General features: G+C 64.4%; 24 protein-coding genes. 18 read left to right on the forward strand and 6 right to left on the reverse strand.

Annotated features, from left to right (window positions below; all coding sequences use genetic code 11):
- Positions 1-1289: collagen-like triple helix repeat-containing protein (locus AP428_RS04775; protein WP_054927696.1), on the reverse strand; the 1289-nt coding region annotated here is incomplete at its 3' end.
- A gap of 677 nt (positions 1290-1966) precedes the next feature.
- On the opposite strand from AP428_RS04775, the gene AP428_RS34685 reads away from it, so the two are divergent.
- The 14 genes from AP428_RS34685 (at position 1967) to AP428_RS04840 (ending at position 15878) form a co-directional block, all read left to right on the forward strand.
- On the forward strand, positions 1967-2185 hold the full coding sequence (locus tag AP428_RS34685; RefSeq protein ID WP_082409300.1) for a Flp family type IVb pilin: 219 nt from the start codon (positions 1967-1969) through the stop codon (positions 2183-2185).
- Between the two features lie 97 nt (positions 2186-2282).
- Complete coding sequence (locus tag AP428_RS04780) at positions 2283-2783, forward strand: prepilin peptidase (protein ID WP_034174156.1); 501 nt, start codon at positions 2283-2285, stop codon at positions 2781-2783.
- Positions 2780-3220, forward strand: coding sequence for a TadE/TadG family type IV pilus assembly protein (locus AP428_RS04785; RefSeq protein WP_054927685.1), 441 nt, complete (start codon positions 2780-2782; stop codon positions 3218-3220). The genes AP428_RS04780 and AP428_RS04785 overlap by 4 nt, the downstream gene beginning before the upstream one ends.
- A gap of 92 nt (positions 3221-3312) precedes the next feature.
- Positions 3313-4242, forward strand: coding sequence for a Flp pilus assembly protein CpaB (gene cpaB, locus AP428_RS04790; protein ID WP_054927686.1), 930 nt, complete (start codon positions 3313-3315; stop codon positions 4240-4242).
- A gap of 65 nt (positions 4243-4307) precedes the next feature.
- The gene (locus AP428_RS04795; RefSeq protein WP_054927697.1) at positions 4308-5639 is read left to right on the forward strand and encodes a type II and III secretion system protein family protein; all 1332 of its coding nucleotides are present in this window, start codon (positions 4308-4310) and stop codon (positions 5637-5639) included.
- A gap of 60 nt (positions 5640-5699) precedes the next feature.
- The gene (locus AP428_RS04800) at positions 5700-6974 is read left to right on the forward strand and encodes a fimbrial protein (RefSeq protein WP_054927687.1); all 1275 of its coding nucleotides are present in this window, start codon (positions 5700-5702) and stop codon (positions 6972-6974) included.
- Positions 6975-6977: 3 nt separating this feature from the next.
- The gene (locus tag AP428_RS04805) at positions 6978-8351 is read left to right on the forward strand and encodes a CpaF family protein (protein ID WP_006476144.1); all 1374 of its coding nucleotides are present in this window, start codon (positions 6978-6980) and stop codon (positions 8349-8351) included.
- Positions 8344-9336, forward strand: a complete 993-nt coding sequence (locus AP428_RS04810) for a type II secretion system F family protein (protein WP_054927688.1) — start codon at positions 8344-8346, stop codon at positions 9334-9336. The genes AP428_RS04805 and AP428_RS04810 overlap by 8 nt, the downstream gene beginning before the upstream one ends.
- Before the next feature lie 4 nt (positions 9337-9340).
- Positions 9341-10333 carry a type II secretion system F family protein gene (locus AP428_RS04815; RefSeq protein ID WP_054927689.1) on the forward strand — a complete coding sequence of 331 codons (993 nt, stop codon included), beginning with the start codon at positions 9341-9343 and terminating at the stop codon, positions 10331-10333.
- An 18-nt stretch (positions 10334-10351) separates the two neighbouring features.
- Complete coding sequence (locus tag AP428_RS04820; protein ID WP_054927698.1) at positions 10352-11194, forward strand: tetratricopeptide repeat protein; 843 nt, start codon at positions 10352-10354, stop codon at positions 11192-11194.
- Positions 11195-11214: 20 nt separating this feature from the next.
- Positions 11215-11544, forward strand: a complete 330-nt coding sequence (locus tag AP428_RS04825) for a DUF3613 domain-containing protein (RefSeq protein ID WP_054927690.1) — start codon at positions 11215-11217, stop codon at positions 11542-11544.
- Between the two features lie 11 nt (positions 11545-11555).
- A complete protein-coding gene (locus AP428_RS04830) occupies positions 11556-13613 on the forward strand; it encodes a pilus assembly protein TadG-related protein (RefSeq protein ID WP_264164752.1) in 2058 nt (685 codons plus the stop codon).
- Between the two features lie 108 nt (positions 13614-13721).
- Entirely contained in the window at positions 13722-15113 is a 1392-nt protein-coding gene (locus AP428_RS04835) for a sigma 54-interacting transcriptional regulator (protein ID WP_006476137.1), read from the forward strand.
- 54 nt (positions 15114-15167) lie between these two features.
- Positions 15168-15878: a DUF2968 domain-containing protein gene (locus tag AP428_RS04840; protein ID WP_011545285.1), complete on the forward strand. Its 711-nt coding sequence runs from the start codon at positions 15168-15170 to the stop codon at positions 15876-15878.
- Between the two features lie 81 nt (positions 15879-15959).
- Here AP428_RS04840 and hfq read toward each other — a convergent pair whose 3' ends face one another.
- Positions 15960-16538 carry an RNA chaperone Hfq gene (gene hfq, locus AP428_RS04845; protein WP_023474785.1) on the reverse strand — a complete coding sequence of 193 codons (579 nt, stop codon included), beginning with the start codon at positions 16536-16538 and terminating at the stop codon, positions 15960-15962.
- 295 nt (positions 16539-16833) lie between these two features.
- On the opposite strand from hfq, the gene AP428_RS04850 reads away from it, so the two are divergent.
- The gene (locus tag AP428_RS04850; protein ID WP_054927699.1) at positions 16834-17118 is read left to right on the forward strand and encodes a hypothetical protein; all 285 of its coding nucleotides are present in this window, start codon (positions 16834-16836) and stop codon (positions 17116-17118) included.
- A gap of 26 nt (positions 17119-17144) precedes the next feature.
- Here AP428_RS04850 and AP428_RS04855 read toward each other — a convergent pair whose 3' ends face one another.
- From AP428_RS04855 to AP428_RS04870, 4 genes are all read right to left on the reverse strand, one after another.
- A complete protein-coding gene (locus AP428_RS04855; protein ID WP_027807348.1) occupies positions 17145-18062 on the reverse strand; it encodes a DUF1571 domain-containing protein in 918 nt (305 codons plus the stop codon).
- A gap of 29 nt (positions 18063-18091) precedes the next feature.
- Positions 18092-19846 (reverse strand): AMP-binding protein, encoded by a 1755-nt coding sequence (locus tag AP428_RS04860; protein ID WP_054927692.1) that lies wholly within the window; start codon positions 19844-19846, stop codon positions 18092-18094.
- A gap of 157 nt (positions 19847-20003) precedes the next feature.
- A complete protein-coding gene (locus AP428_RS04865; protein WP_054927693.1) occupies positions 20004-20825 on the reverse strand; it encodes a TetR/AcrR family transcriptional regulator in 822 nt (273 codons plus the stop codon).
- A gap of 215 nt (positions 20826-21040) precedes the next feature.
- Positions 21041-22261, reverse strand: coding sequence for an MFS transporter (locus AP428_RS04870; RefSeq protein ID WP_054927694.1), 1221 nt, complete (start codon positions 22259-22261; stop codon positions 21041-21043).
- Positions 22262-22541: 280 nt separating this feature from the next.
- Here AP428_RS04870 and AP428_RS04875 point away from each other — a divergent pair, with 280 nt between their 5' ends.
- From AP428_RS04875 to AP428_RS04885, 3 genes are all read left to right on the forward strand, one after another.
- On the forward strand, positions 22542-23084 hold the full coding sequence (locus AP428_RS04875; RefSeq protein ID WP_012328398.1) for a GNAT family N-acetyltransferase: 543 nt from the start codon (positions 22542-22544) through the stop codon (positions 23082-23084).
- 123 nt (positions 23085-23207) lie between these two features.
- Positions 23208-23834, forward strand: a complete 627-nt coding sequence (locus tag AP428_RS04880) for a ParB-like protein (RefSeq protein ID WP_027807350.1) — start codon at positions 23208-23210, stop codon at positions 23832-23834.
- Between the two features lie 24 nt (positions 23835-23858).
- Positions 23859-25574 carry a SulP family inorganic anion transporter gene (locus AP428_RS04885; RefSeq protein WP_054927695.1) on the forward strand — a complete coding sequence of 572 codons (1716 nt, stop codon included), beginning with the start codon at positions 23859-23861 and terminating at the stop codon, positions 25572-25574.
- Positions 25575-25654 lie beyond the last annotated feature (80 nt).

Consider the following 25654-nt stretch of genomic DNA (forward strand, 5'->3'; position numbering starts at 1 on the left):
GGACCGCTGCCGCCTCCTGCTACGCCGCCGAGCGCGCCGGTGACCGTGGAGACGAGGCCCGTGACCGGTGCGAGCGGGCCGCTGCCGCCGCCTGCTACGCCACCGAGTGCGCCGGTGACCGTCGAGACGAGGCCCGTGACCGGTGCGAGAGGACCGCTACCGCCGCCCGTCGCGCCACCGAGTGCGCCGGTAACCGTGGAGACGAGGCCCGTGAGCGGGGCGAGCGGGTTGGTCACGCCGCCGGTGCCGCCCGTGAGCAGGCCGCCGACGGCCTTCACGGTGTTGCCCGTCGACGAGACGGTGTTGCCGAGACCCGTGGTGACCGGGTTGCCGCCCGTCGATGCGAGCAGGGCGCCGGCCTGGTTCAGCCCGTTGCCGACCGTGCCGAGCAGCGTGTTGACCGGTGCGCCGAGGCCGGTTGCGGTGCCGATCGTCTGGGTCGTCTGGCCGACCATCGTCGTGATCGGCGTGATGGCCGAGCTGACCGTTTGCGTGACCTGCTGGATCGGGCCGGTCGACAGTACGTTGGTGAGCGTGGTGCCGCCGTTCGACACGGCGCCGCCGAGCGTCGTGACGAGGCCGCCGACGGCGCCGGTGACCGGCGCGAGCGGCGACAGCGGGCCACTGCCGAGGCTCGTGACCAGGTTGCCCGTTTGCGTGACTGCGCCGCCGAGCTGATTGACCACGCCGCCGGTGCTGGCGACCGTGGTGCCGACCGGGTCCTTCGTCGCGCCGAGCTGGCCGAGCCCGCTGCCGAGGCCGTTGCCCAGTGCGGTGACCGCGCCGCCGACGCTTTGCACGATGCCGCCCGCGGCTTGCGTGGTGGCCGGATTGACGCCCGGCAGCGTCTGGCTGCCGATGACGGAGCCGAGACCGGAGACGGTGCTGCCGGCGTTCGTGATGATGTTGCTGCTGCTTGCGAGGACAGTTCCCACTGCGTTCGATGACACACCCGAGGTGCCGGACGTCCCGCTCGTGCCCGAGGTGCCGCTGGTGCCCGAGGTGCCGCTCGTACCAGAGGTTCCGCTGGTGCCGGACGTACCGGACGTGCCGCTCGTGCCCGAAGTCCCGCTGCTGCCGGAGGTGCCGCTCGTACCCGAGGTGCCGCTCGAGCCGTTGCCGCCCGACGTGGAGATCGTATCGCCGCCGCCGGAGCTCGAACCGCCGCCGCCGAGACCCTGGCTGATGGAGCCGGAGCCGCCGCACGCGGAGAGGGAAAGCATGGCTGCAACGGTGGCCGCGATCAGAGTCGTCCGGAACACGCCATGAGGGATAACCTTAATGTCCATTTCTTCCTCGCATTAAAAATGTGTTGTGAACTGCGTTGTGTTGAGTGGTGCGAGGACTACTCTGCAACTGTCGTGCCATTTCGATGGCCGACGGTTCGACAACAGGTTTTAAACGAGGCAATTCCTTGTCGGAAAAGGAAGTTACGGATCTTGAAAGATTGTTGAATCTGTTTAAGTGCGGATGAATGAGAACGGTTTCGGCCGTTTCGTAACGTAACGTCACAACATTGGCGTTACGCGTGCGGCGTAACGTGGGGGCCCTGGAGGCTTGCTGGACGAGGCAATTGTTTTACTGGTGGATTAGGTGTGCACATCTAACCTATCGTAAATCCTATGTGTAAGTCGTACCGAAACGCCGTACAAATACGTTGTGCTCCCGGTCATTTTTTTCCGTCAGAGTGGTTAAAAGAGGTTGGAATTTAAATGGGATCGGATATAGAATCCGGAGCAGATGTAAGCAAATGTACGGTTCGGTACACTACGTTCGAGGAGGAGCGCTATCGCGAATGTTAACTTGCATCAAATCGTGAGCAATGCCCTTCGGGGCGACCTATAAAGAAAGCGCACCCGGTTGTCGTTACAGCAGATGTGACGAACGGTTGGGGCAAACGGCCAGATATGCGGGGACGTATACGTATAAAAGGCCAGAAAACGTAAATACAGGCACGAGGAATAAAATGAAAGCAATCATCAAGCGTTTCCTTAAGGAAAACGACGGGGTTACCGCGATCGAGTATGGGCTGATCGCGGGTCTGATCGCTGTCGCGATCGTCGCAGGGGTGACGAACATCGGCAGCAGTCTCGGTAACATGTTTACCAATCTCGGCACGTGCGTGTCGTCTCCTTCGTCTTCGAACTGTTCTGCCACCGCGATTCGAGCAACCCCGTCGACCTAAGCCGACTTCTTCTTTTTCGGAAGTCGTTGTTGCGCAGTAGCGGGCGGACTGCCTCGGTAATCCGCCCGCCCTTGCATCTGCTGCGGGTCGTGGTGTGATGGGACATCTCATTTCTAGCGGGGTATTTCTGACCTGGGCGGCTTTGGTCGTGGTCAGCGATATTCGTTTCCGCCGTATTTCGAACGTGCTTGTCGTGGCCGGATTAATCGGTGGGCTGGGCGCCGCGTGCGTGGCCGCGAGTCCGTTTGGTATTTCGGTGCATCAAGCAGTGGTCGGCATGCTGGTCGGCCTAATCGGGCTGATACCGTTCTTCCTTCTGCGCGTCATGGGCGCAGCAGACGTAAAAATTTTCGCTGTACTCGGTATTTGGTGCGGTGCGCATGCGCTGCTTTGGCTCTGGGTGGCTGCCAGTCTGGCTGCAGGGCTGCACGCGCTCGCCGTGATGCTGCTGTCGCGCACGTCGCTCGGAGGCTTGTGGCGGCGGCGTGAGCCGGCGCTGATACTTGGCAGATATCGGGCGACGCCCTATGCCGCATGCCTCGCGGTACCGGCTGCTGCATGGTTGATCTATCTGATCGCAACAGGGGGCGTGCGATGAAACGACAGAGCGCGTGTCGGGGACGGCAACGTGGAGCGACAGCGGTGGAGTTTGCGATCGTGTTTCCGCTGTTCTTCGTGATTTTTTACGCGATCCTGAGTTTCGGGATGGTTTTCGTCATTCAGCAAAGCTTGACATTGGCTGCCAGCGAGGGGGCACGCGCAGGATTGAGCTACGCACCGAATCTCACGACACGCGTCGCGAACGCAAAAACAACTACGCAGAACGTCCTCGGTTGGCTGAACAGCAGTCCGCCCAACGTGGTGGCTCAGCAATGCAACTACAACGGCACGCCTACGCCGCTGTTGTACTGCCTGACAGTTACGGTGAGCTATACGCCAGATAGCTGGATGACGATCATGCCATTTCTGGGGGCTATCATCACCAAACCGCTGACCGGTACGGCGGTGGTGCAAATCCCGCAGTCCATGCTGTGAGGTGGGCATCATGACGCGATAGACCTGGCACACGCAAATCGCGCGACAAGAAGAAACTCATTGGATCTTTATTCCGGCATCCATACGACAACATGGCCAACAACTTAACGAAGATCATTGCGGGGCTGCTAATTGCGATCGCCGTTCTCCTCGGAATCTATGCATGGGTGCTCGGACGCAGCGCTTCAAGTCCCCCGCCGGCGCAGCCGATGACGGCGGTAACTGCCGTGCCGATCGTGATTGCAACGCGTACTTTGCCCGGGGGGCAGCCCATTCCGGCCGATGCGCTGAAGGTTCAATCATCCACTGTGCCGGCGCCGGCAGGCGCGTTCAACGATCCGGCTCTGCTTGTTGGCCGCATGCCGATTCGTGACGTTCCGGCCTCGACTCCAGTCGTTGCGGATGCCCTGGTGTCGGGGCTTGCCGAGGACGTGCAGCCTGGCGAGCGTGCGGTTGCGGTTCGCGTCGACGAAACGAACGCGGTCGGCAACCGGCTGCGGCCCGGAAATTTCGTCGACGTGTTCCTGAACCTGAAACGCGAAGTTGGCACCACGATGCTCGACGGCGAGGTTTCGCAGACCCAGGCGCGGCTTCTGTTGTCGAAGGTTCGGGTGCTGTCGTTCGGCGATGCGACCGCCGAACGCGACAGCGGCAACAACAACGGTGGTAACGGGCAGCCGACCGGCGCCCGCATCGCAGTGCTCGCGGTGCCGACCGCGCAGGTCGATGCGCTGACGCTCGGCGAGGCGAGCGGCCGGCTGACCTTTGCATTGCGTAATCCGCGTGACGACGAGCTTGCGCTACAGACGGTTGCGGTACGTACGGATAACAAACTGTCGCCCTCGGCGCTGGCTGCGGCAGGCGTCTCGCTGCAACAACTGTCTGGTACACCGAGAACGCCGGTAACCAGCGCGAACGTGCCGCCGTTGCCGTTGCATCTGCCGCCGCCGGTGCGGCCGAGCGGGGGCGGCGGCAGTATCGAAGTGATTCGCGGCGGCCGGTCGGAAACGGTTGCCTATTGAACCAGGTCGACGGCCATCGATATCAGCGACGACAAGCAAAAGGCCGCGCGACGGTCTACCAAACGATGAAAAACACACTGATTGCATTCGCGATTGCTATCTGCACCATGACTTTCGCCTCGTTCGCGAGCGCGAGCGCTACGATCGAGCTCGCAGTCGGCGCACAACGGCAGATTTCGGCGGGCCGCACCCTGCAGCGCGTCGCGGTTGGCGATCCGGCAATTGCCGACGTGCTGATCATGAAGGGCAGCCGCTCGGGTTCCGTGCTGCTCACTGCAAAGGCTCCAGGCGCAACCAACGTGATGCTGTGGGAGCGCGGCCGCGATGAACCAACGATCTGGAACGTCGAGGTGGTCGACGCGGCCGCGCAAGCCGTGCTCGACGGCGCTGCGCCGCGCGTGAATGCATACGGCGGCACGGCGGTGCTGCAAGGCTCGGCCGCGTCGCTCGAGGCGCATGCGCGTGCGGCCGCGGTCGGCAAGAACATGAGCGGAAAGGGCGTCGTGATCGACCGCTCGACGGTTCCCGGCAAGAGTGTCGTGCAAGTCGACGTGCGGGTCGTAGAGTTCAGCCGTTCGGTGCTCAAGCAGGTCGGGTTCAATTTCTTCAAGCAAAGCAACGGTTTTTCGTTCGGATCGTTTTCGCCGGGAGGCGTGCAATCTTATAGCGGCGGTTCGGGCCCGGGGACCGGCGGATACGTTCCGACACTCGGATCGCCGGTCGCGTCCGCATTCAACCTGGTCGTGAACGCGGCCGGACGCGGCATCTTTGCCGACCTGTCTCTGCTGGAGGCGAACAACCTGGCCCGCGTGCTGGCGGAGCCGACACTGGTTGCGCTGTCCGGGCAGAGCGCAAGTTTCCTCGCTGGCGGCGAGATTCCGGTGCCATCGCCGCAGGGACTCGGTTCGACGGCGATCCAGTGGAAGCAATACGGTGTCGGGCTCTCGTTGACGCCGACGGTCCTGAGTCCGAGCCGGATTGCACTTAAGGTTGCGCCGGAATCGAGTCAGCTCGACTTCGTAAACAGCGTGACGATCAGCGGTGTTGCGGTGCCCGGCATTACGACGCGCCGGGCGGACACGACCGTCGAACTGGGTGATGGGGAGAGCTTCGTGATTGGTGGCCTGATCGATCGCCAGACGATGTCTAACGTGAGCAAGGTGCCGTTGCTCGGCGATCTGCCGATCATCGGGACGTTCTTCAAGAATCTGAGCTATCAGCAGAACGACAAGGAACTGCTGATCATCGTGACGCCGCATCTCGTCGCGCCGATCGCGAAGGGCGCAGTGTTGCCCGCGACGCCCGGCGAGTTGTCCGAGCAGCGCGACGGACCGGTCTGGAAATCGTATCTGGGCGGAGCCGCGTCGCCGGACGCTGCTCCCGGATTTTCGAAATGAGTGCTATGTCTCGCGGCTTGCGATGCATCGCCACGCCTTGTGTAACCGGGGGTGTCCGACATGAATGCGCGAATTCAATCCTTGTGTGAACCCGCCGTGACTGACTATTTCGTTTGTGCGTCGCAGCATGACGCGCATGTGCGCTGGCTGGCCGATACGCTCGTATCGGCCGGCGCGGTCGAGGCCGCATCGCTCGAGCCGGGAGTGCTGGCGCAGCGCATTACGGGCCTCAATCCGGCGCTCGTCTTCATCGATTTCTCGGACGGCAGCACGGCGGCGAGCGTTGCCGCGGCTGCGATTCGCGCCACGCATCCGGGTCTGCCGATTGTCGCGCTGGGTTCGCTCGCACAGCCGGAGAGCACGCTCGCTGCATTGCGCGCCGGCGTCCGCGATTTCATCGACGTGTCGGCACCGGCGGACGATGCATTGCGCACGACGCGTGGGTTGCTGGCGAACGTCGGCGAGCCGGCGAGCCGCCACGGCAAGCTCGTTGCATTGCTCGGCGCGCGTGCGGGTATGGGGGTGAGCACGCTAGCAGCGAATCTGGCCGTATGGTTGCAGAAGCGCGCAGTGAGCCCCGAGGGGGGCGGCGTGCCGAACGGCGGGACGCCGGCCGGTCGCCAGACCGCACTCGTCGATCTCGGATTGCCGGCAGGCGATGGCGCGCTGTTCCTGAATACCCGCTGCGAATTCCATTTCATCGATGCGGTTCACAACCTGCGCCGCATCGACCGGACCTTCGTGAATACCGCGCTGACCCGGCATGAGAGCGGCGTCGCCTTGACGACGCTGCCGGCGGATCTCGGCGGGCTGCGCGACGTGTCGTACGCGTCGTGCGCCGGTTTGCTGAACCGGTTTCGCGCATTCTTCGATCAGCAGATCGTCGACCTCGGCGGTTTTTCGAACCGCGAGTTCGTTGCACAGATTACGAGTTCGGCCGACGAAGCGTGGCTCGTCTGCGATCAGGGTGTCGCGTCAATCGTATCGGCGGCCGATCTGCTCACCGGGCTGCGCGATGCGGGTGTCGAGACCGATCGCATACGGCTCGTCGTCAACCAGTACGACCCCGCACTCGATCTGACGCCCGCGCAAATCGCGGAGCGCCTCGGGCTGTCGCTGGTCGGAACCTTGCCGTCGCGACGTGTTGCGATCGGTCATGCGGCGAACCAGGGGCGACTCATCGTCGATATGGCGGAGCGCGACCCGTACGTGCGCGCGCTCGAATCGCTCGCCGCGCGGTTGCCGGGCGTGTCGATTAGTCCGGCTGCACCGCGTCCGGCGCCTGGCCTGTCCGCGCTGAAGCGTTTCATTCAACCCTCGTCCAAGCGGTCGTAAGCGATGGCACACGACATTCAATTTGCCGACGGCGCAGCGCCGTTCTCCCAGACGCAGCAATTCCACGACATCAAGAATGCCGCGCACGAACATTTGTTGACGCGCATCGAAGAATTGGGCGCCGAATTCGGCAGATGGTCCCGCCAGGCGATCAACCAGTTCGTCGATCTCGAGATCGACAGCTTCGTGCGCCTGCGTCGCATTCCGCTCAACGAGAACGAAGTACGGACGATCGCGGAGGCGCTGACGAAGGAACTCGCGGGTTTCGGACCGATCGAGGATCTGCTCGCGGATCCGGCGGTCGAGGACATCCTGATCAACGGCTATAACGACGTGTACGTGTCGCGTCATGGGATCCTTGCCAAGCTGCCGGTGCGCTTCACCGACAACGCGCACCTGTTGCGGATCGTGCGGCGAATTCTCGCACCCATTGGCCGCCGTCTCGACGAGTCGAATCCGATGGTCGATGCACGGTTACCCGACGGCGGCCGTGTGAACGTCGTGATCGAGCCGCTGTCAATCGACGGCCCGGTCGTATCGATCCGGAAGTTCCGCAAGGATCCGCTGAAGCCGTCCGACCTGCTCGGTAACGGGACGTTCAACGAAGAGATCAACACGTTACTGCAGGCGGCGGTCGAGGCGCGCTGCAACATTCTCGTGTCGGGCGGTACGAGTTCCGGCAAGACGTCGCTGCTCAACGCGCTCGCGTTCCATATTCCGGAGATTGAGCGTGTCGTGACGATCGAGGATACGGCCGAGTTGTCGCTGAACCATCCCCACGTCGTGCGACTCGAGAGCCGGCCGGGCGGGTTCGACGGTACCGGTGTTGTGTCGATTCGCGATTTGCTGCGCAATACGTTGCGGATGCGTCCGGACCGGATCATCGTCGGCGAAGTGCGCGGCGGCGAAGTGCTGGAAATGCTGCAGGCGATGAACACGGGGCACGACGGGTCGATGGGCACCGTGCACGCGAGTTCGCCGCGCGAGTGTCTGTACCGTCTCGAGATGCTTGCCGGCTTTGCAGGTTTCCAGGGCACCGAGTCGAGCCTGCGCCGGCAGATCGCGAACGCTATCGACTTCATCGTGCAAATCGGACGCCTGTCGAATGGGCGGCGCCGGATTCTGTCGATCACCGAAGTGACCGGGCTGTCCGACAACATCATCGCGACCCAGGAGCTTTACCGTTACGAAGCGCGCGTGACGCCGGAGGGCGAGGAAGTCGATCACTGGGAAACCCTAGGCATTCATCCGCATTCACCGAAGCTCGCGCGCTTCCGTCAGACGCTGACGAGCGGCGGGTTCGGCGATGGCGGATTCGGTGGCGGAGGCTTTGGCGGTGGCGGGTTTGGCCGCGGAGGCGGGGGCTTCAATGTATAGCGCGATGGTATGGGTGCTGGCGATCGCGATGCTGTGCGTCGCGGCTGCGATGATGCTGTGGCGTCACGCGGAGACCCGGCGCGTACGGACCGACGCCAAGCGCTTCATCGACAGCCGGCTCGAGCCGGGGGCACGCGTCGCCGCACAGGCGACACGTGCGCAGGCCGCTGGTGCCGTGCGTGCCGTGCAGCAACCGAGTGCAGCACGAGCGATATCGTCCGATGCTTTCTGGGCGCACGGGTATGCGACCGTTTCCGAGTATCTGTCCAATCTTGCGAGTCGTGCGGGGATCGACGATGCGCGCGGCAAGGCGCTCGTCGCGCTCGGAGCGCTCGTCGCGGTTGCGGTCATCGCGGGTAGTCGCGGCGGTATGCTCGCGTGTTTTGCGGCAATCATTTGCGGAAGCGCGATACTCGGCGTCTGGCTCGCGTCGCGGATTCAACGGCGACGGTTGAAGATCGTTCGGCAGATCCCGTCGTTCCTCGACGGGATCGTGCGTCTCGTGACGCTCGGCAATAGCGTGCCGGCTGCTTTCCAGTCCGCGTTGCTGACGACCGAGGAGCCGCTGCGCGGCTGTCTCGATGTCGTGTCGCGGATGCTGCGCGGCGGTATCGAGATCGACCGCGCCATGATGCACATCGCGAAGATATATCGGACCGAAGAGTTCGAACTCGTCGGCTCGGTGCTGCGCTTGTCGGTCAAATACGGCGGTCGCGCGGATGTGATGCTCGAGCGGATGGCCGTATTCATGCGCGATCTCGAACAGGCCGAACGTGAATTGACCGCGATGTCGTCGGAGACACGGTTGTCCGCATTCGTCCTCGTCATGCTACCGATCGCAATCGGGAGCTTTGTCGTGATGACCAATCCGAAGTATCTGTACGGGATGTGGGGAGATCCGAGCGGACGATCGCTGCTCATGATCGCGTTCCTGGCTCAAGTGGTAGGCAGCATATGGCTGTATCGAATGGCTCGGCTCAGGTGAGACTATGACCGCAACTCAAATCGGGGCGATTGCGTTGGCCGTGGGCGCGCTTGGGGTGCTGCTGCTCGGTATGGTTGCGATGTTGCGTGCGAATGCCGCGGCGCGTGCAGAACGAGCGTTGGTCGATGCGTTGGATCGGCGCATGGCTGCACTCGAGGCGGCGAAAGCGCGGCCCGCGCAGGATGGCAATGTGCCGGCGAAAGCCAACGTGCGCGGCGGGCAACGTGTCGAGCGTTGGCTGGATCGCCTGTCGGCGGCAGGCATGCGCTGGCTGGACACCGGATTCGGAAAATACGCTGTCGCGGAGGAAGACCGTCGTCTGCTGGAGCAATGCGGATATATCGATGCACGCACGCGTGGGCTGTTTCTGAGTGCGCGCGTCGCATGCGGGATCGCGTTGCCACTGCTGTTCGCGATCTGCGCGAGTGGGCGCATGAAAGGCAGTATCTGGATGGTTGGCATGTGCGCCGCCCTCGGGCTGGGTTTCATGCTGCCGAAACTTTATGTGCAGCGCCGTGCAGCGTCGCGGCGACAGAGGGTCGTCGATGAACTGCCGCTGCTTGTCGACATGCTGCGCTTACTGCAAGGCGTCGGCCTGTCGCTCGATCAGAGCCTGCAAGTCGTGACGAACGATTTTCGCGGGATGCTGCCGGTCTTGTCGTCGGAAGTGGGAATCGCGCAGCGTCAGTTCGCCGCGGGCCGTACGCGCGAGCAGTCGCTGCAACGGCTGTCCAGTGGATTCGACAACGAGGATTTGCGCGCGATCGTGCGGTTGATGATTCAGGTCGACAAGCATGGCGGCGCGGTCCAGGAACCACTCAAACAGTTTGGGGACCGTTTGCGCGAGACGCGTCGTGCGATGCTGCGCGAACGGATTGGTAGATTGACGGTAAAGATGACGGGCGTAATGGTGTTGACGCTGTTGCCTGCTCTGCTGATCGTGACGGCGGGGCCGGGCATGCTGGCGGTGATGCGTGCGTTGTCGTCGCAGCATTGAAGGATGGAAGGACAGGCGATGAAGCGAATCGGCGAAGCGGTGACCCGGGCGGGCATGCTGGCGGCGGCGCTGCTGCTCGGCGCATGCGCAACCAAGGAAAGCGGGTATGGCGTCGGTGCGCAGACCGAGCGTGCGGCACTGATGCAAGCAGCAGATCAGAAGCAGTCCGTGCCGGATACACCGGGGATGTATCTGGGTCTGATTCAGCGCATGCAAGCGCAGGGCCTCTATTACGCTTCGCTCGCGCACATCGATGCATATGACAAGACATACGGTGTCATGCCGGAATCGATCCTGTTGCGCGCAGATGCGCTACGGATGACCGACCAGCCGGCTGCAAGCGCGGCTGTGTATGCACAGTTGCTGAAGACGCCGCTTGCTGCGCGTGGCTATCGCGGGCTGGGGCTGCTTGCGGGCGCCGCGGGCGATTTCGACCGTGCCGTGCAGGCACTGACGCAAGCGTCGGAGCTCGCGCCAACGGATCCGTCGCTGCTGTCCGATCTTGCTTACGCGAAGTTGCGCAGCGGCGACGTCGTCGGCGCGCGAGTACCGCTGATGAAAGCTGCCGAACTCGATCAGCGCAATCCGAAAATCGTCAGCAATCTCGTGCTGTATCTGTTTGCGGCAGGACGTGCGCAGGATGCGCAACGGCTGATGAACCAGCAGCATCTGTCGACGGAGATTCGCAAGGACATCAACGGTGATGCCGCGAAGATTGCTGCGGCAGTGCGTGCGCAGCAGCGTGCAATCGCGACGCCGCCGGTTGTGTCGCGGCGCGGCGCGACGACGCCGATCACGCCGATGGCGAACAACTTTGGTTACGACCAGACAGTGCCGTTGCTGCAACGATTTGCACAATGAACAGATATCCGGGGAACGACATGAACGACAACTCATACAATCGAAGTGCATGCGCGGGCCGGATTGCGACACTGGTCGCGGTCGTCTGCATCTTGACGGGTTCCGGCGCCGCATACGGTCAAGACACCGTGATACTGGGTGCGTCGGACGTCGGCCGATCGACCAAAGACTGGATCGCGATGCAGCGGGACAACCGCGCGGCGGCGCCGACGCAACCCGTGTTCGGCGACGTCGCGTCGCTTGCGTACCAGCGCTATCTCGATTCGTTCAAGAACAAGATTCCGGATTCGATGAATTCGCAGCTCGGCGCAGTGGGTGGCATGTCGGGCGGCGGACAGGGCGCGCAATAAGCGGGATGACCATGCGCGCAGATCAATCGCATGCGGCGCTGCGGCGGAACGCCGGCAGTCCCGGGAGAAGTCGCCAGCGCGGTAGCGTCGCGATCATGGCGACGATCTGGGCGCTGGTGGCCATCATTATCCTGGGCGCGATCGACGTCGGCCATTTCTATGCCGAAAGACGCCGGATGCAAGCGGCGGCCGATTTGGCCGCGTTGTCGGCGGTCTCTCAGGTTACGACCGACTCGACTTGCCAGGCAGCGAGGACCGCAGCCGGTCAAATCGCGAATCCGGCGACGAATGCATTGCCGGCGGGCTCGAAAATTTCCGTGTCGTGCGGCATCTGGACCGCACCTCAAGGCAGCGGCAGCGCGCAGTTCACCTGGGTGTCGGGCGACCCGATCAGCGGCAATCAGTGCGCGGGTCTCTCGGCGGGAGCGGTCAATGGCCAGTCGACCAACGCTGTTTGCGTCACGGTGGCCGAGCCGGTCGACGGGATTTTTCGCGGTGGAGTTACGATTGGCGGCTCTGCCATTGCCAAGAGCGTACCCGCCGACACTTTTACGCTGACCACGTCGCTTGCGGCGTTGAACGGTGGATTGGCGAACCAGTTACTCAAGGCGCTGACCGGATCGAACGACAATGCGTTGAATCTTCAACTGGTCGACTATCAGGGACTCGCACAAGTCAATTTGAAGCTGGCCGGCATTCTCGCCAATCTTCCTGTCGGCTCCAGTACCGGAGTGCTGAATGGCACCGTGACGCTCGGTCAACTGGCCAATGCCGCGGTGCAGGCGGCGACGCAGCAAAGCGTGGCCGCAGCGAACCTGAAGGTGCTGAACGCACTGGTCATCGCCCTTTGTCCGGGGGGAGTCTGTGGCGGGCCGCAGATCGCTCTCGGTCAACTGGTTTCCGCTGCGACCGCAACCGGAAGCTCTGCCGTCAATGCCAGCGTCAATGCACTCGGCTTGCTGTCGACGGCATTGCAGATTGCGAACGGCACGAATTCGGTCAACATTCCCAGCGTCACGGTTCAGACACCTACGGTGCTGTCACCGCTACTGAACGTGACCGTGTCGGGTTCAGTCAAGTTGGGGGCCAATCCGCCGTCCACGGCGAGCGGTCCGCCCGGGCCGTCGAATTGCGGAACATCCGATTGCATAACGAACACGTCGACCGCGCAGGGCAACGTGTTCCTCAATACGTCGATTTCGCTGCTGTCAAGCTGTCCCACTGGCGGGTTGGTCTTTCCGGGGGGGAGTTGTCCGTCGGGGAGCCCGACGCCGCTTGCTGCCGTTCAATTGCCGATTACGGCATATGTGGCACCCGCCACGGCGGGCTTGGCGTCCGTCAGCTGTTCTGCGGACGGTACGAAAAGCGCGACAGTGAACGTGCAGACCGGAGTGGTCGCCGTCTATATCGGTGGTTCTTCAAGTACGAAGATCAATCTCTCTGCTCCGTCCGGTTATTCGCCCGACGGCAGCGCAGCGCCGATTCAGCTGGTGTCCGTCAATTTGAGCAGTCTGCTCAATCTGCTGAACCTCGGTGGGTTGTCGTCCACGCTGGCGGTATTGATCAAGACCCTGACGCTCGGTATCGTCGATCTGAATGCAATTTCGGTCAACATTGGCTTGCGGCCCGGGCAAATAACGACGGTACCCGTCGCTAATCAAAGCCCGACGCCGTTGCGGTTCTCATATCCGGGGCCTCAGTCGTCCGCTGCACCGAATCCTTCGTCGCCGTACACGCTGGGCACAGGAACGGACCAGTTTCTGTCGCCCGCAGTGACAGGCATCACGAATAATGGTCTGACGGTGTCGTTGACGCTGGGTGACAGTGGATTGCTTGCGGCGCTGAAGGCAGTCGGTATCGATTTGAGCGGGGTACTGAGTCAGTTGTTGAGTAATCTGCTCGGGCCGCTTCTGAGCGCGCTCGGGAATACGCTCGTTCCGCTCCTCCTGCAACCGATCGATTCGCTCCTGACTTCCGTCACGGGACTCCTCGGCCTGAGCCTGGGAAATGCCTATGTCACGAACACACCGGATTCGATCAAATGTGGCGATCCCATGCTGGTTCAATAAATGCCTGAACGTTCCGTTATCGAAGCAGGCAGTATCGCAGTCGCCCGCATTCGGTCACTGATCTGCAATACCAAGCAACCCGTCAATTACTGAAGCCGCACCCGAAACATGAGAACCACGCCCGCAATCGAAGAGCTCGACCTGTACGTCTGGGAAGGCAAGGCGGACATCGTCGACCGCGTCGCCCGGTGCATGGCGAGCTTCGACGTCGAAGTGATCCGCGCCGACAACGCGGCGGTCTCGCCCGAGCGCGCCGCATTGCGGCGGTCGCTGGCGATCATCAGCGTGACGATGATCGAGGGCGGCGCGGCATTCCTGCGCGACTGGCAGGCCAACATCGGCATGCCGGTGGTCTGGGTCGGCGCGGCGCGCGACCACGACGCGTCGCAGTATCCGCCCGAGTATTCGCACATCCTGCCGCTCGACTTCACCTGTGCCGAACTGCGCGGCATGATCGGCAAGCTCGTCACGCAACTGCGGGCGCACGCGGCCGAAACGTTGCAGCCGTCGGAACTCGTCGCGCACTCCGAATCGATGCAGGCGCTGCTGCACGAAGTCGATACGTTCGCCGACTGCGACACCAACGTGCTGCTGCACGGCGAAACCGGCGTCGGCAAGGAGCGCATCGCGCAACTGCTGCACGAAAAGCATTCGCGCTATCGGCACGGCGAGTTCGTGCCGGTGAACTGCGGCGCGATTCCGGACGGCCTGTTCGAATCGCTGTTCTTCGGTCATGCGAAAGGGTCGTTCACGGGCGCGGTTGTTGCGCATAAAGGCTATTTCGAGCAGGCGGCCGGCGGCACGCTGTTCCTCGACGAGGTCGGCGATCTGCCGCTGTACCAGCAGGTCAAGCTGCTGCGCGTGCTCGAGGACGGCGCGGTGCTGCGGGTCGGTGCGACCGCGCCCGTCAAGGTCGATTTCCGTCTGGTCGCGGCGAGCAACAAGAAGCTGCCGCAGCTCGTGAAGGAAGGGTTGTTCCGCGCCGATCTCTATTACCGGCTCGCGGTGATCGAACTGAGCATTCCGTCGCTCGAAGAGCGCGGTGCGGTGGACAAGATCGCGCTGTTCAAGTCGTTCGTCGCCCAGGTCGTGGGCGAGGAGCGGCTCGCCCAGTTGTCCGATCTGCCGTACTGGCTCACGGATTCGGTCGCGGACAGTTATTTCCCCGGCAACGTGCGCGAACTGCGCAACCTCGCCGAGCGGGTCGGCGTGACGGTACGGCAGACGGGCGGCTGGGATGCCGCGCGGCTGCAGCGGCTGATCGCGCATGCGCGCAGCGCGGCGCAGCCGGTGCCGGCGGAGAGCGCGGCCGAGGTGTTCGTCGATCGCAGCAAGTGGGACATGAACGAGCGCAACCGCGTGATCTCGGCGCTCGACGCAAACGGTTGGCGGCGTCAGGACACGGCCCAGCAGCTCGGCATCAGCCGCAAGGTATTGTGGGAAAAAATGCGCAAATATCAGATCTTCGACGAAGAGCCCGAGACCCGCGAAAGTGAGTAATTAATGAGATAAAATCGCGGTGAATTACAACGACTCGGGCGGGAATAAAACTTCATGAGCCATATGACGGGGTTGGGGCGGGTGAGCGTATTGCTGCTCGCCATGGTGGGAGGCATGCAAGGCGCGTTCGCGCAGGGGCTGGCGGGCGGCGATCCGTCGGCGGTGCAGCAGGCGTCGGCGCCGGTGGCCGCGATTCCGGTGATCGATTCGCAGGCACAGACGTCGGTGCAGCCGCAGGCCGGCGAGACGACGGGGCCGAGCACGGTCGACGACTTGCAGCGCCAGATCCAGGCGCACTCGCTGACGGAAATGCGCACGAGCTACAACGGCAGCTACGGCGCCAGCCTGCTGTTCAACGTCAAGGATGGTGCGTATTTCGTCGCGTTGTTCCAGCAGAAGGCGTTCTGGCGCGTGATCAAGACTTACGACGAAACGCGTGCGGAAGCGATTTATCGCGATTTCTCGCATCAGGCGGAGCGGCTGGCCGTCAACGAGTTGCGGGCGGCGAAGCTGGAATCGCAGAAGGCGCAAATGGACAAGCAGATCGAGGTCACGCAGGACCGCGCGCGGCGCCTGCAGGCGGACATCTCGATCGCCCGCCAGCAGCAGGCGGCGGTGGCGGATCGCCAGAAGAGCGTGCGGAGCGAAACGGCGGCGTTGCAGGCGCAACAGGCTCAACTCCAGTCGCAACTGCGGGCGTTGCAGCAGCAGGTGCGTTCGCTGCAGCGCGAGGCCGACGCGGGCCTGCCGACGACGGCGCGCTGAACCCGATAACGACGGTGCGGCGACATGCCGCGCCGGCCGGACAAGTGAAAAGGGCAAGCCGGTTGGCTTGCCCTTTTTGTTTTACTGGCCGTCCGGCACGATTCGCCGTCGGCGCGTCACGATGACCGGCCCGTTGCCGCCGCGGGAATCCGACGGCGCGGCGTTGCCGGATGCGTCGCCGGTGTCGCGCGGCGCGCCGTAGTTTTCGCGCGGTTCACGCGGCTCGCGGGGTGCGCCGTAGCCTTCGCGCGGCTCACGTGAGCCGTAACCCTCGCGCGGTTCACGCGAACCGTAGCCTTCACGCGGCTCGCGGGAGCCGTAGCCGCCGTCGCCGCGCGATTCGCGCGGGCCGCCGTGCGAGCCGTACGGGCTGTGACCGCCGCCTTCACGGCCGCCGGGGCGACCACCGGTGCGCGGGCCGCGGGGGCCGCCGCCGCCGGGGCGCGAGCCGCCCGTGTCGAGCTGGATCGTGGAAATCGCACGCTTGTAGATGCCTTGCAGACCCACGGGGGTGCGCAGCATCACCAGATACTGGTCGAACGACTCGATACACCCCGTCAGACGAATGCCGTTGACGAGATAGATTTCAACACGCTTACGTTCCTTGCGCGCCGAATTGATGAAGTCGTTTTGCGGATGGGATTCTGCGGGATTGGCCATTGAGGTGCGGCAGGAGCCTGCGTCAGAGAATATGTTGTGCGTGTGTGTGGCGTGTTCGTCCACAAGCCGTTTGGCGGAATTCTACCCTGTTCGATAAGGGAGCGCGCAGTCGTGATTGTGTCGAACCGTAACCCACTATAGACGTTCCGGCGCATTTTCGCGATTAGGCCGAACGGTCAAATTCGTTTCGTTACGTCGCGTTACGACTCTCGCAGCCCCGTATCACCTGGGTGCGCGCGCCGCGCTTACATTCACCGCGTGAACCGGGCGGGCCGGCTTATCAGGGATGCGGAGCATGAACAAGAGGCAAGTGGCAGCGGTGATCGGGAGCATGGCGTTGCTCGTTTCCGGTAGCGCAATGGCGGGGCACGTCGACCTGTCGGTCGGCATCGGCGTCCCGGTCGCACCGGTCTATGTCCAGCCGGCGCCGGTCTATGTGGCGCCGCAGCCGGCCGTCGTCGCCTATCCGGGCTACGGATATGGCTATTACGGCGATGACGACGACGATCGCTACCGCAAATGGCGCAAGCACTATTACAAGCACTGGCGTCGACACCACGGCGACGACGATGACGATTGAGCCCGTGACCGCCCCGCCGGCGCGCGTCAGAACGCGTAGTCGGGGTTTTTCGGGTCGAATGCGGTGTCGTCGAGGGTCGCCGGCGCGATTTTCTCGATGACGATCCGTTCGAAGATCTTGCCGTCGTTGTCATAGGACTCGACGGTCCGAAAATAGGGTGCGTGCAGGTCGAGCCCCAGTACTTCCTTTTTCGCATAGAACTGCGGCCGGCCGGTCGGCGTTTCGTAGGTGAGCGCGACGACGCGCACACCGCCGATCGTTTTGGCCTCCACGTCGGTCGGCCGCTGCACGCCGGCTTCCAGGTATTTCTTCCCTTCGGTCAGGTACAGGTTCGCGATGAACTCGGTGCCGAGATCCTTCACCTGGTGATTCGACTGGGCGCGCGCCAGCGCGCCGTCGATCGCCGTCCACAGCGGAATCTTGCCGAGCAGGCCGCCGAGATGGCCGTACATCTCGTCCTTGCGCTGCGTCGTGTCGTAGATGGTCTCCTGGCCGGCATGCGCGCCGCCCGGCAGCCATTTCGCATACACGCGCAGCGGCTCGCGGGTCGTCTTCACGAGCATGCGGTCGGGCGTGTCGGACCATTTTCCGCTGATGCGCTCCTGGCGCACCATCGTGAACTGGTAGGACGGATAGCCGTTCGGGCCATTGCGGATATAGAGCGGCACGGCGAGCGGATCGAGCGCCTTGAAGAGCGCGGTGAGCGTCGCGTCGTCGAGTTGCGCGAGCGTGCCGCGCTGAGCCGCCGTGCGCAGCCAGCGCGCCTGTTGCGCGAGCGGCTCGTGCGTGACTTTCGCGAGGTCCGCCGGCAGCGCGGCGGCCTGGGCCGCGCTCGCGGCGCCGGCCGTTTCCTGTGCATGCAGGCTTGCCTGCGCGAGCGACAGCACGCACGCGACGGCCGCCGTGGCGACATGCCGTGCGTGGCGCTTCATCCCTTCGTTCATCGACAGCGTCTCCCGGGGCGATGGATCGTTCAGCCTTGCTTCGCGGCGTTGATTTTGGCGAGTTCCTCGTCGCGCAGCGCGCGGCGCAGGATCTTGCCGACGTTCGTCTGCGGCAGTGCGTCGCGGAACTCGACGAACTTCGGCATCTTGTAGCCGGTCAGGTTTTTGCGGCAGTGCGCGAGCACGTCCTCGGCCGTCAGCGATGGGTCACGGCGCACGACGAACACCTTGATCCGTTCGCCCTGCACCTCGTCCGGAATGCCGATCGCCGCGGCTTCGCTGATGCCGGGATGCATCACCAGCACTTCCTCGATCTCGTTCGGATACACGTTGAAGCCCGACACGAGGATCATGTCCTTCTTGCGGTCGATGAGGCGGATGAAGCCGCGCTCGTCCATCACGCCGATGTCGCCGGTCGCGAGCCAGCCGTCGGCGTCGATCACCTTGGCCGTCTCGTCGGGGCGCTGCCAGTAGCCGCGCATCACCTGCGGGCCGTGCACGCACAGCTCGCCCGGTTCGCCGATGGCGGCCCAGGTGCCGTCCTCGCGGCGAAAGCGCACGACGGTCGACGGTGCGGGCAGGCCGATCGAACCGCTGAACGCGGCCATGTCGTTCAGGTCCACGGGGTTCATCGTGACGATCGGCGAGCACTCGGTGAGGCCGTAGCCTTCGACCACCGGCCGGCCCGTCACCTGCTGGAAGCGCTCCGCGACCGCACGCTGCATCGCCATCCCGCCCGCCATCGCGAGCTTGAGCTTCGAGAAGTCGCGCTTGCGGAATTCCTCGTTGTCGAGGAACGCGTTGTACAGCGTGTTGATGCCGGTGATGCCCGTGAACGTCTCGTGGCGGATGATCTTCATCACCATCTTCATGTCGCGCGGGTTCGCGATCAGGATGTTGCGCCCGCCGAGCCCCATGAAGATGAACGCGTTCACCGTCAGCGAATAGATGTGATAGAGCGGCAGCGGCGTGAGCACGGTTTCGACGTCGCCCGACACCTGGTCGGCGATCCAGGCCTTCGCCTGCAGCAGGTTCGCGATCAGGTTGCCGTGCGTGAGCATCGCGCCTTTCGCGACGCCGGTCGTGCCGCCCGTGTACTGCAGGAACGCCAGATCGTCACGCGTGGTCTGCACCGGCTGCGGCTTGCCGCGTGCACCGAGCGCGAGGGCGGAGCGCAGCCGGATCGCCTGCGGCAGATGGTAGGCCGGCACGAGCTTCTTCGCGTGCTTCAGCACGAAATTGATCAGGCGTCCTTTCGCGTTGAAGCCGTCGGAGAGCAGGTCGCCGAGCGCGGTGACGACGATGTGCTTCACCTGCGTTTCCGGCAGCGCGTCCTGCAGCGTGCGCGCGAAGTTCTCGAACACGACGATCGTCTGCGCGCCGCTGTCCTTCAACTGGTGCGCGAGTTCGCGCACGGTGTAGAGCGGATTCACGTTGACGACGATCGCGCCGGCCTTCAGCGTGCCGAACAGCGCGACCGGGTACTGGAACGTGTTCGGCAGCATGATCGCGATGCGGTCGCCGGGCTTCACGCCGAGGCTTTGCAGATACGACGCGAATGCGTCGACCTTCTGCGCGAGCGTACGATACGTCATCGACGCGCCGGCGCTCACGTAGGCGACGCGGTCGGCGAAGCGGGTCGTGCATTCGTCGAAGAATTGCACGAGCGATGCGTATTGCGTGACGTCGATCTCGTGCGGAACGCCGGGCGGGTACGACGCGTACCAGATGGCGTCGGTGTTCGGCGCAATCTGGGCCGAGGTGGTTGCTGCGGAAGATGACATGACGTGTCTCCGGTCTTGGCTCTCGGCGCGAGTCGGCGCATCAGCGCCGGCCCATGCCCCGTGCTTCGCGGCCGGTCGGCGTGGGCGTCTCGACGCCGCGTCCGACCGCGCGTATCAATCAAATCGTGAACAGGAAGCCGCGCGTGGCCTCGCGCGCTCAGTTCGTGGAATGCAGCGTGGCCGTCTCGGCGGTCGCCGCGCCCGACTGCGGCAGCCCGAACGCTTCGCTGGCGCCCGCGTCGTCGAGCACCGCCGCGAAGATCGACAGTTGCGCCGTGTCGGGCATCGGCGCCTTCAGCGCGGCGACGATCAGCGACGACAGCCGCGCGATCATCTGCACGTCGTTCATCGTGCGGCCTTGCGAGAATTCGTCGATCAGGCTTTCCGTTTCGGCGCCCGCGAGCGCGCCGGACAGCGCGCCGATCGCGAAATGCAGCCGCCAGCCGAGCTCGGTGCGCGGCAGGTGCGGCAGCGCGCGCTGGAAGGCATCGAAGAAGCGGCCCGCGACGCTCGCATAGTGCGCGGTCAGGAAGTTGCGCACGAACGGCGAGGGATCGGTGTACGCGCGGCCGATCAGCCGCAGGAAGCCGGGCCCGCCGCGTTCGGGATCGCGCGAGGCCTTCAGCGCCGGAATGAACATCGCGCCGAGCACGTGCTCGCAGGTGATGTGCGTGCCGAGCTGCGCATCGAAGCGGTCGAGGATGCCGAGGCGTTCCTGGTTCAGCTGGTCGAGCCGGCGCGACAGCATCGCGTGGATCAGCGCTTCCTTGCTGCCGAAGTGGTAGTTGACCGCGGCGAGATTGACCGTCGCGCGCGACGTGATCTGCCGCATCGACATCGCTTCGAAGCCATGCTCGATGAACAGATCCTCGGCCGCATCGAGAATGCGTGCCTTCGTCCCCCCGGTCTGCCGTGTGCCGGATGACCGCGCCCCGGACGGCCGTCCCGCAGATGGCCGCCCCTCCTGACTTACTGCCATGTTCCGCCTCCCATGCCGGTTTCCCGGCCGCGAACAGGTGATTTGATTATCTGATTCAAACAGTCGTTTTTATTAAGATAAAAAATCGTGGCCGGACCGGGCAAGCGCGGAATCTGGATCAATTCCTCTAGTTCGATGTGCGGGTGCGGAAAGCGCGGCGCCCGCTCACGGCGGGGCGGGGCGCGCGCGATGATGCGGTGCCGCAACGCGCGGGTTCACCCGACGGTGCTACGCGTATTGACCGATTGCGTCATGTCGATGCCGCGCCGTTCGCGGCTGAACAGGATCAGCACGGCGATCGCGACGGCCACGATACCGGCCACGAGCGCGAGCGCGAAGCCGTAATTGTCGTGGTTCGACACGGCCAGCGACGCCTGCATCGTCGCGTTGCCCGACGCGAGCAGGTTGCCGAGCTGGTAGACGACGCCGGGGAAGGTCGCACGGATCTCGTCGGGCGAGATCTCGTTCAGGTGAACCGGTATCACGCCCCACGCGCCCTGTACCGAGATCTGCATCAGGAACGCGCCGGCGGCGAGTGCAACCGGGCCGCTCGAGAACGCCCACAGCGGCAGCACGGGCAGCGCGATCAGCGCGGCGATGAAGATCGCGCGGCGCCGGCCGATCCGCTCCGAGATCGTGCCGAACGACAGGCCGCCGACGATCGCGCCGATGTTCAGCACGATCGTGATCCACGACACGGTATGCGGATCGAAGTGATGCTGTTCGCGCAGGAAGGTCGGATAGAGGTCCTGCGTGCCGTGCGAGAAGAAGTTGAACGCGGTCATCAGCACGATCGCGTAGATCGTGAGCTTCCAGTTCTGCTTCAGCGTCGCGCCGAGGCTCGGGCGCGCTCGCTTCTCCATCTGTTTCCATGCCGGCGATTCGGGCACGTGTGCGCGCACGTACAGCACGAGCAGCGCGGGCAGCACGCCGACCATGAACATCCCGCGCCAGCCGATGTATTGGTAGAACAGGCCGAACACGACGGACGCGAGCAGATAGCCGCTCGGGTAGCCGGCCTGCAGCAACCCGGACACGAAGCCGCGCGCATGGGTCGGCACGGTTTCCATCGTCAGCGCGGAGCCGACGCCCCATTCGCCGCCCATCGCGATGCCGAACAGCGCGCGCAGCACGAGCAGCGCGGTCAGGCTCGGCGCGAAACCCGACGCGAGTTCGAGCAGCGAATAGCAGGCGATGTTGACCATCAGCGTCGGGCGGCGGCCGAAGCGGTCGGCGAGCCGGCCGAAGATCAGCGCGCCGAGCGGGCGCATCGCGAGCGTCAGCGTGAGCGCGAACGCGACGGCGGGGATCGTCGACGCGAATTCCGCGGCGATGTCCTTCAGCACGAAAACCATCAGGAAAAAATCGAACGCATCGAGCGTCCAGCCCAGGTAGGCGGCGATCGTGACGTTGCGTTGCTCGCGGGTCCAGCTCATGTCCGGGTCTCCTCGTTGGCTTGCGCGCTCGCGATAGGCATGCGGATGCCGGCCCGGCTCGCGCGCGGCGCGGGGGCACTGATCGAGTGTAGGCTTCCGCGCTGCGTGAGGTGGGGCGCGATAAGCGCGAATCGGGAATAATCCCTACGAAATGCACTGTTTCGGAAACAGAAACGGAGCTGCGCCAGGTGTGCGACAGGTCTCTGTATCATTCCGGAAGGCTTTTTGTATCAGTTCTGTAATGCGCTCGATGCGCATCGTCACCGACTCAGGAGTCCGGATGAATGACCGTTCCGCCGACCCGTTGCCCGTGCTCGAAACCGCGAGGCTGTGGCTGCGTCCGCGCGTGCTGGCTGATCTCGATGCGTGCATCGAGATGGATCGCGATCCCGAGGTCACGCGCCACATCGCGGGCCCGTGGCACGACCCCGTCGAGCATCGCCGCTTCGTCACGCACCGGATCACGTGCGACTATCCGCCGGGCCTCGGCTACTGGTCGATCTTCGAGAAGGCCGCGCCCGACGTGTTCATCGGCTGGATGCTGCTGATCCCCGACTACAAGGACGGGTCGCGCGACGTCGAGATCGGCTGGCGGCTCGTGCGTGCGACATGGGGGCGCGGCATCGCGAGCGAAGCCGCGGCGGCCGTCGTGCGGCACGCGTTCGACACCGTGCGCCTGCCGCGCGTGATCGCCGATATCGCGGAGGCCAACAGCGGCTCGCTGAACGTGGCGCGCAAGCTCGGCATGCGGCGCGTGAGCATCGTGCACGACGGCATTCCTTACATTCGTCATCGTCTCGAACGCGACGATTTGCGCGCGTAGCGCGGCGTCGTGCAGGCCAGGTGTCAGAGATCGTCAACCGGACGCGTATCGCGGTCATGACGGATTAACGGCGCCCGCGATCAGGAGTATCGTTGCCGGAATTTTGCAACATGGGGTACGACCATGGCACTCGGCAACGACGTTCATCTCATTCCCGTCAGGCTCGACGCGCTGCGTCCGACCCAGATGACGGTGGGCTACCGCGAAGTCAAGGCGAAGCGCAAGCACTGGAAGGCGCTGAACAAGCGCGCCCGCAAGGCCGCGATCGAATCGCACTGGTTCCCGGCCGTGCTCGGTCCGGACGGGCTGCACTACATCACCGATCATCACCATCTCGGCCTCGCGCTGATCGAAGAGGGCGAGGCGCGCGTGAACGCGATGCTGCTGAAGGATCTGTCGTGGCTCGACGACACGATCTTCTGGCGGATGATGGAACACAACCAGTGGGTGCATCCGTTCGGCCCGGACGGCTCGCGGCGCGACTATGCGCATTTGCCGAAGGTGCTGACGGGGCTCGAGGACGATCCGTACCGCAGCCTCGCCGGCGAACTGCGCACGGCGGGCGGCTACGCGAAGGATGCGACGCCGTTCAGCGAATTCCTGTGGGCCGACTATCTGCGCCAGCACGTGTCGCTCGACCAGATCCGCAAGAACTTCGCGAAGGCGCTCGATATCGCGCTGCATCGCGCGCACGAGCAGGATGCGCGCTATCTGCCCGGCTGGTCGGGCGTGATTGCCGTCAAACCCTGACCGGCGCACGGCGCCGATCGCCTCATGACGACCGCTCCGATTCGCCCCGACGCCGGCCCGCAGCATCCGGACCATTTCGTCGCGCTCGACACGCCGCCCGCGCCGCGCCCGCGGCGCGTCGGCCTCGATGCGCTGGCCGGCCTGTCGATTGCCGGTTTGCTGATTCCCGAGGCGGTCGCGTATGCGGGGCTGGCCAACCTGCCGCCGCAGGCCGGCCTGATCGCGCTGCTGTCAGGGCTCGTCGTCTATGCGCTGACGGGCAGCAGCCGCTTCGCGATCGTGTCGTCGACGTCATCGTCGGCCGCGGTGCTCGCGGCGACCGTGCTCGCCGAATCGGGGATGGCGCTGGCCGCGCAGCTCGCGCTCGCGGCGGCGCTCGTCGCGATGACCGGCGTGCTGTTCATCCTGGCCGGCGTCGCGCGGCTCGGCGGCATGTCGGATTTCGTCGCGCGGCCCGTGCTGCGCGGCTTCACGTTCGGTCTCGCGCTGACGATCGTGATCAAGCAGTTGCCGAAGATTCTCGCGATTTCCGTACAGCACAGCGATGCGCCGCACGTCGCGCTCGACCTGCTCGCCGGTGCGCCGCACGCGAATCTCGCGAGCGTCGTGGTCGGTGCGACGGCACTTGCGCTGCTGTTCGTGCTCGGCCGCGGCGCGCGCGTGCCCGCGACGCTCGTCGTGATCGTGCTGTCGATCGCGGCGGGTTACGTGATCGACTGGCAGCGGTACGGCATCGCGATCGTCGGCCATATCGACTTCCGGCACCTCGAATTCGGCTTGCCGCATCTCGACCGCAATGCGTGGATGCAGACGGTCGAGCTCGCATTTGCGCTGATGCTGATCCTGTATGCGGAGTCGTACGGATCGATCCGCAACTTCGCGCTGAAGCATGGCGATACCGTGTCGCCGAACCGCGACCTCGTCGCGCTCGGCTGCGCGAACCTCGTGTCGGGGCTGCTGCACGGGATGCCGGTCGGCGCCGGCTATTCGGCGACGTCGGCGAACGAGGCGGCCGGTGCGCAGTCGCGTTTGGCGGGGATGTGGGCGGCCGGCGTGGTCGCGCTGATCGTCTGGCTGCTGCTGCCGCAGCTCGCGCGTACGCCCGAGCCCGTGCTCGCGGCGATCGTGATCTTCGCGGTCAGCCATTCGCTGCATCCGTCCGTGTTCCGGCCGTACTGGGTCTGGCATCGCGACCGGCTCGTCGTGATCGCGGCGCTGCTCGCGGTGCTCGTGCTCGGCGTGCTGCACGGCCTGCTCGCGGCGATCGGCGTGAGCCTGCTGCTGACGCTGCGCAAGCTGTCCGAGCCGAACGTCAGCGTGCTCGGCCGGCTGCGCGACAGCCACGACTTCGTCGACGTCGCGAGCCACGCCGATGCGAAACCGGTGCCCGGTGTGCTGATCGTGCGGCCCGAGGCGCAGCTGTTCTTCGCGAATGCGGACCGGATGCTCAATCGCGTGCGGGCGCTGATGAAGGCCGCGCCGGACACCCATATCGTGATGGTGAGTCTCGAGGAAACGCCGGACGTCGACGGCACGACGATCGAATCGTTGCGCACGTTCGCGGCCGAATGCGCGGCGCGCGGGCTGCGGCTCGCGCTCGTCCGGCTCAAGACGCACGCGCTGCATGCGCTGCGCCGTGCGGCGGACGATACGTTGCACGACGACGCGATGTCGGAGCTCAGCGTCGACGAGAGCCTGCAACTGCTGCAGGTCGGCAAACCGCAGAACGGCAGCGAGTGACGGCGCTGCGCTTCGGCGCCATCTATTGCGAAAGCGCGGCGTTGGCGGTGGTGCGTTCGATCATGTCGGCTACTTCCGCA

This window comes from Burkholderia sp. E168m22, assembly GCF_001319805.1.
GTDB classification, from domain to species: Bacteria; Pseudomonadota; Gammaproteobacteria; order Burkholderiales; family Burkholderiaceae; genus Burkholderia; species Burkholderia orbicola.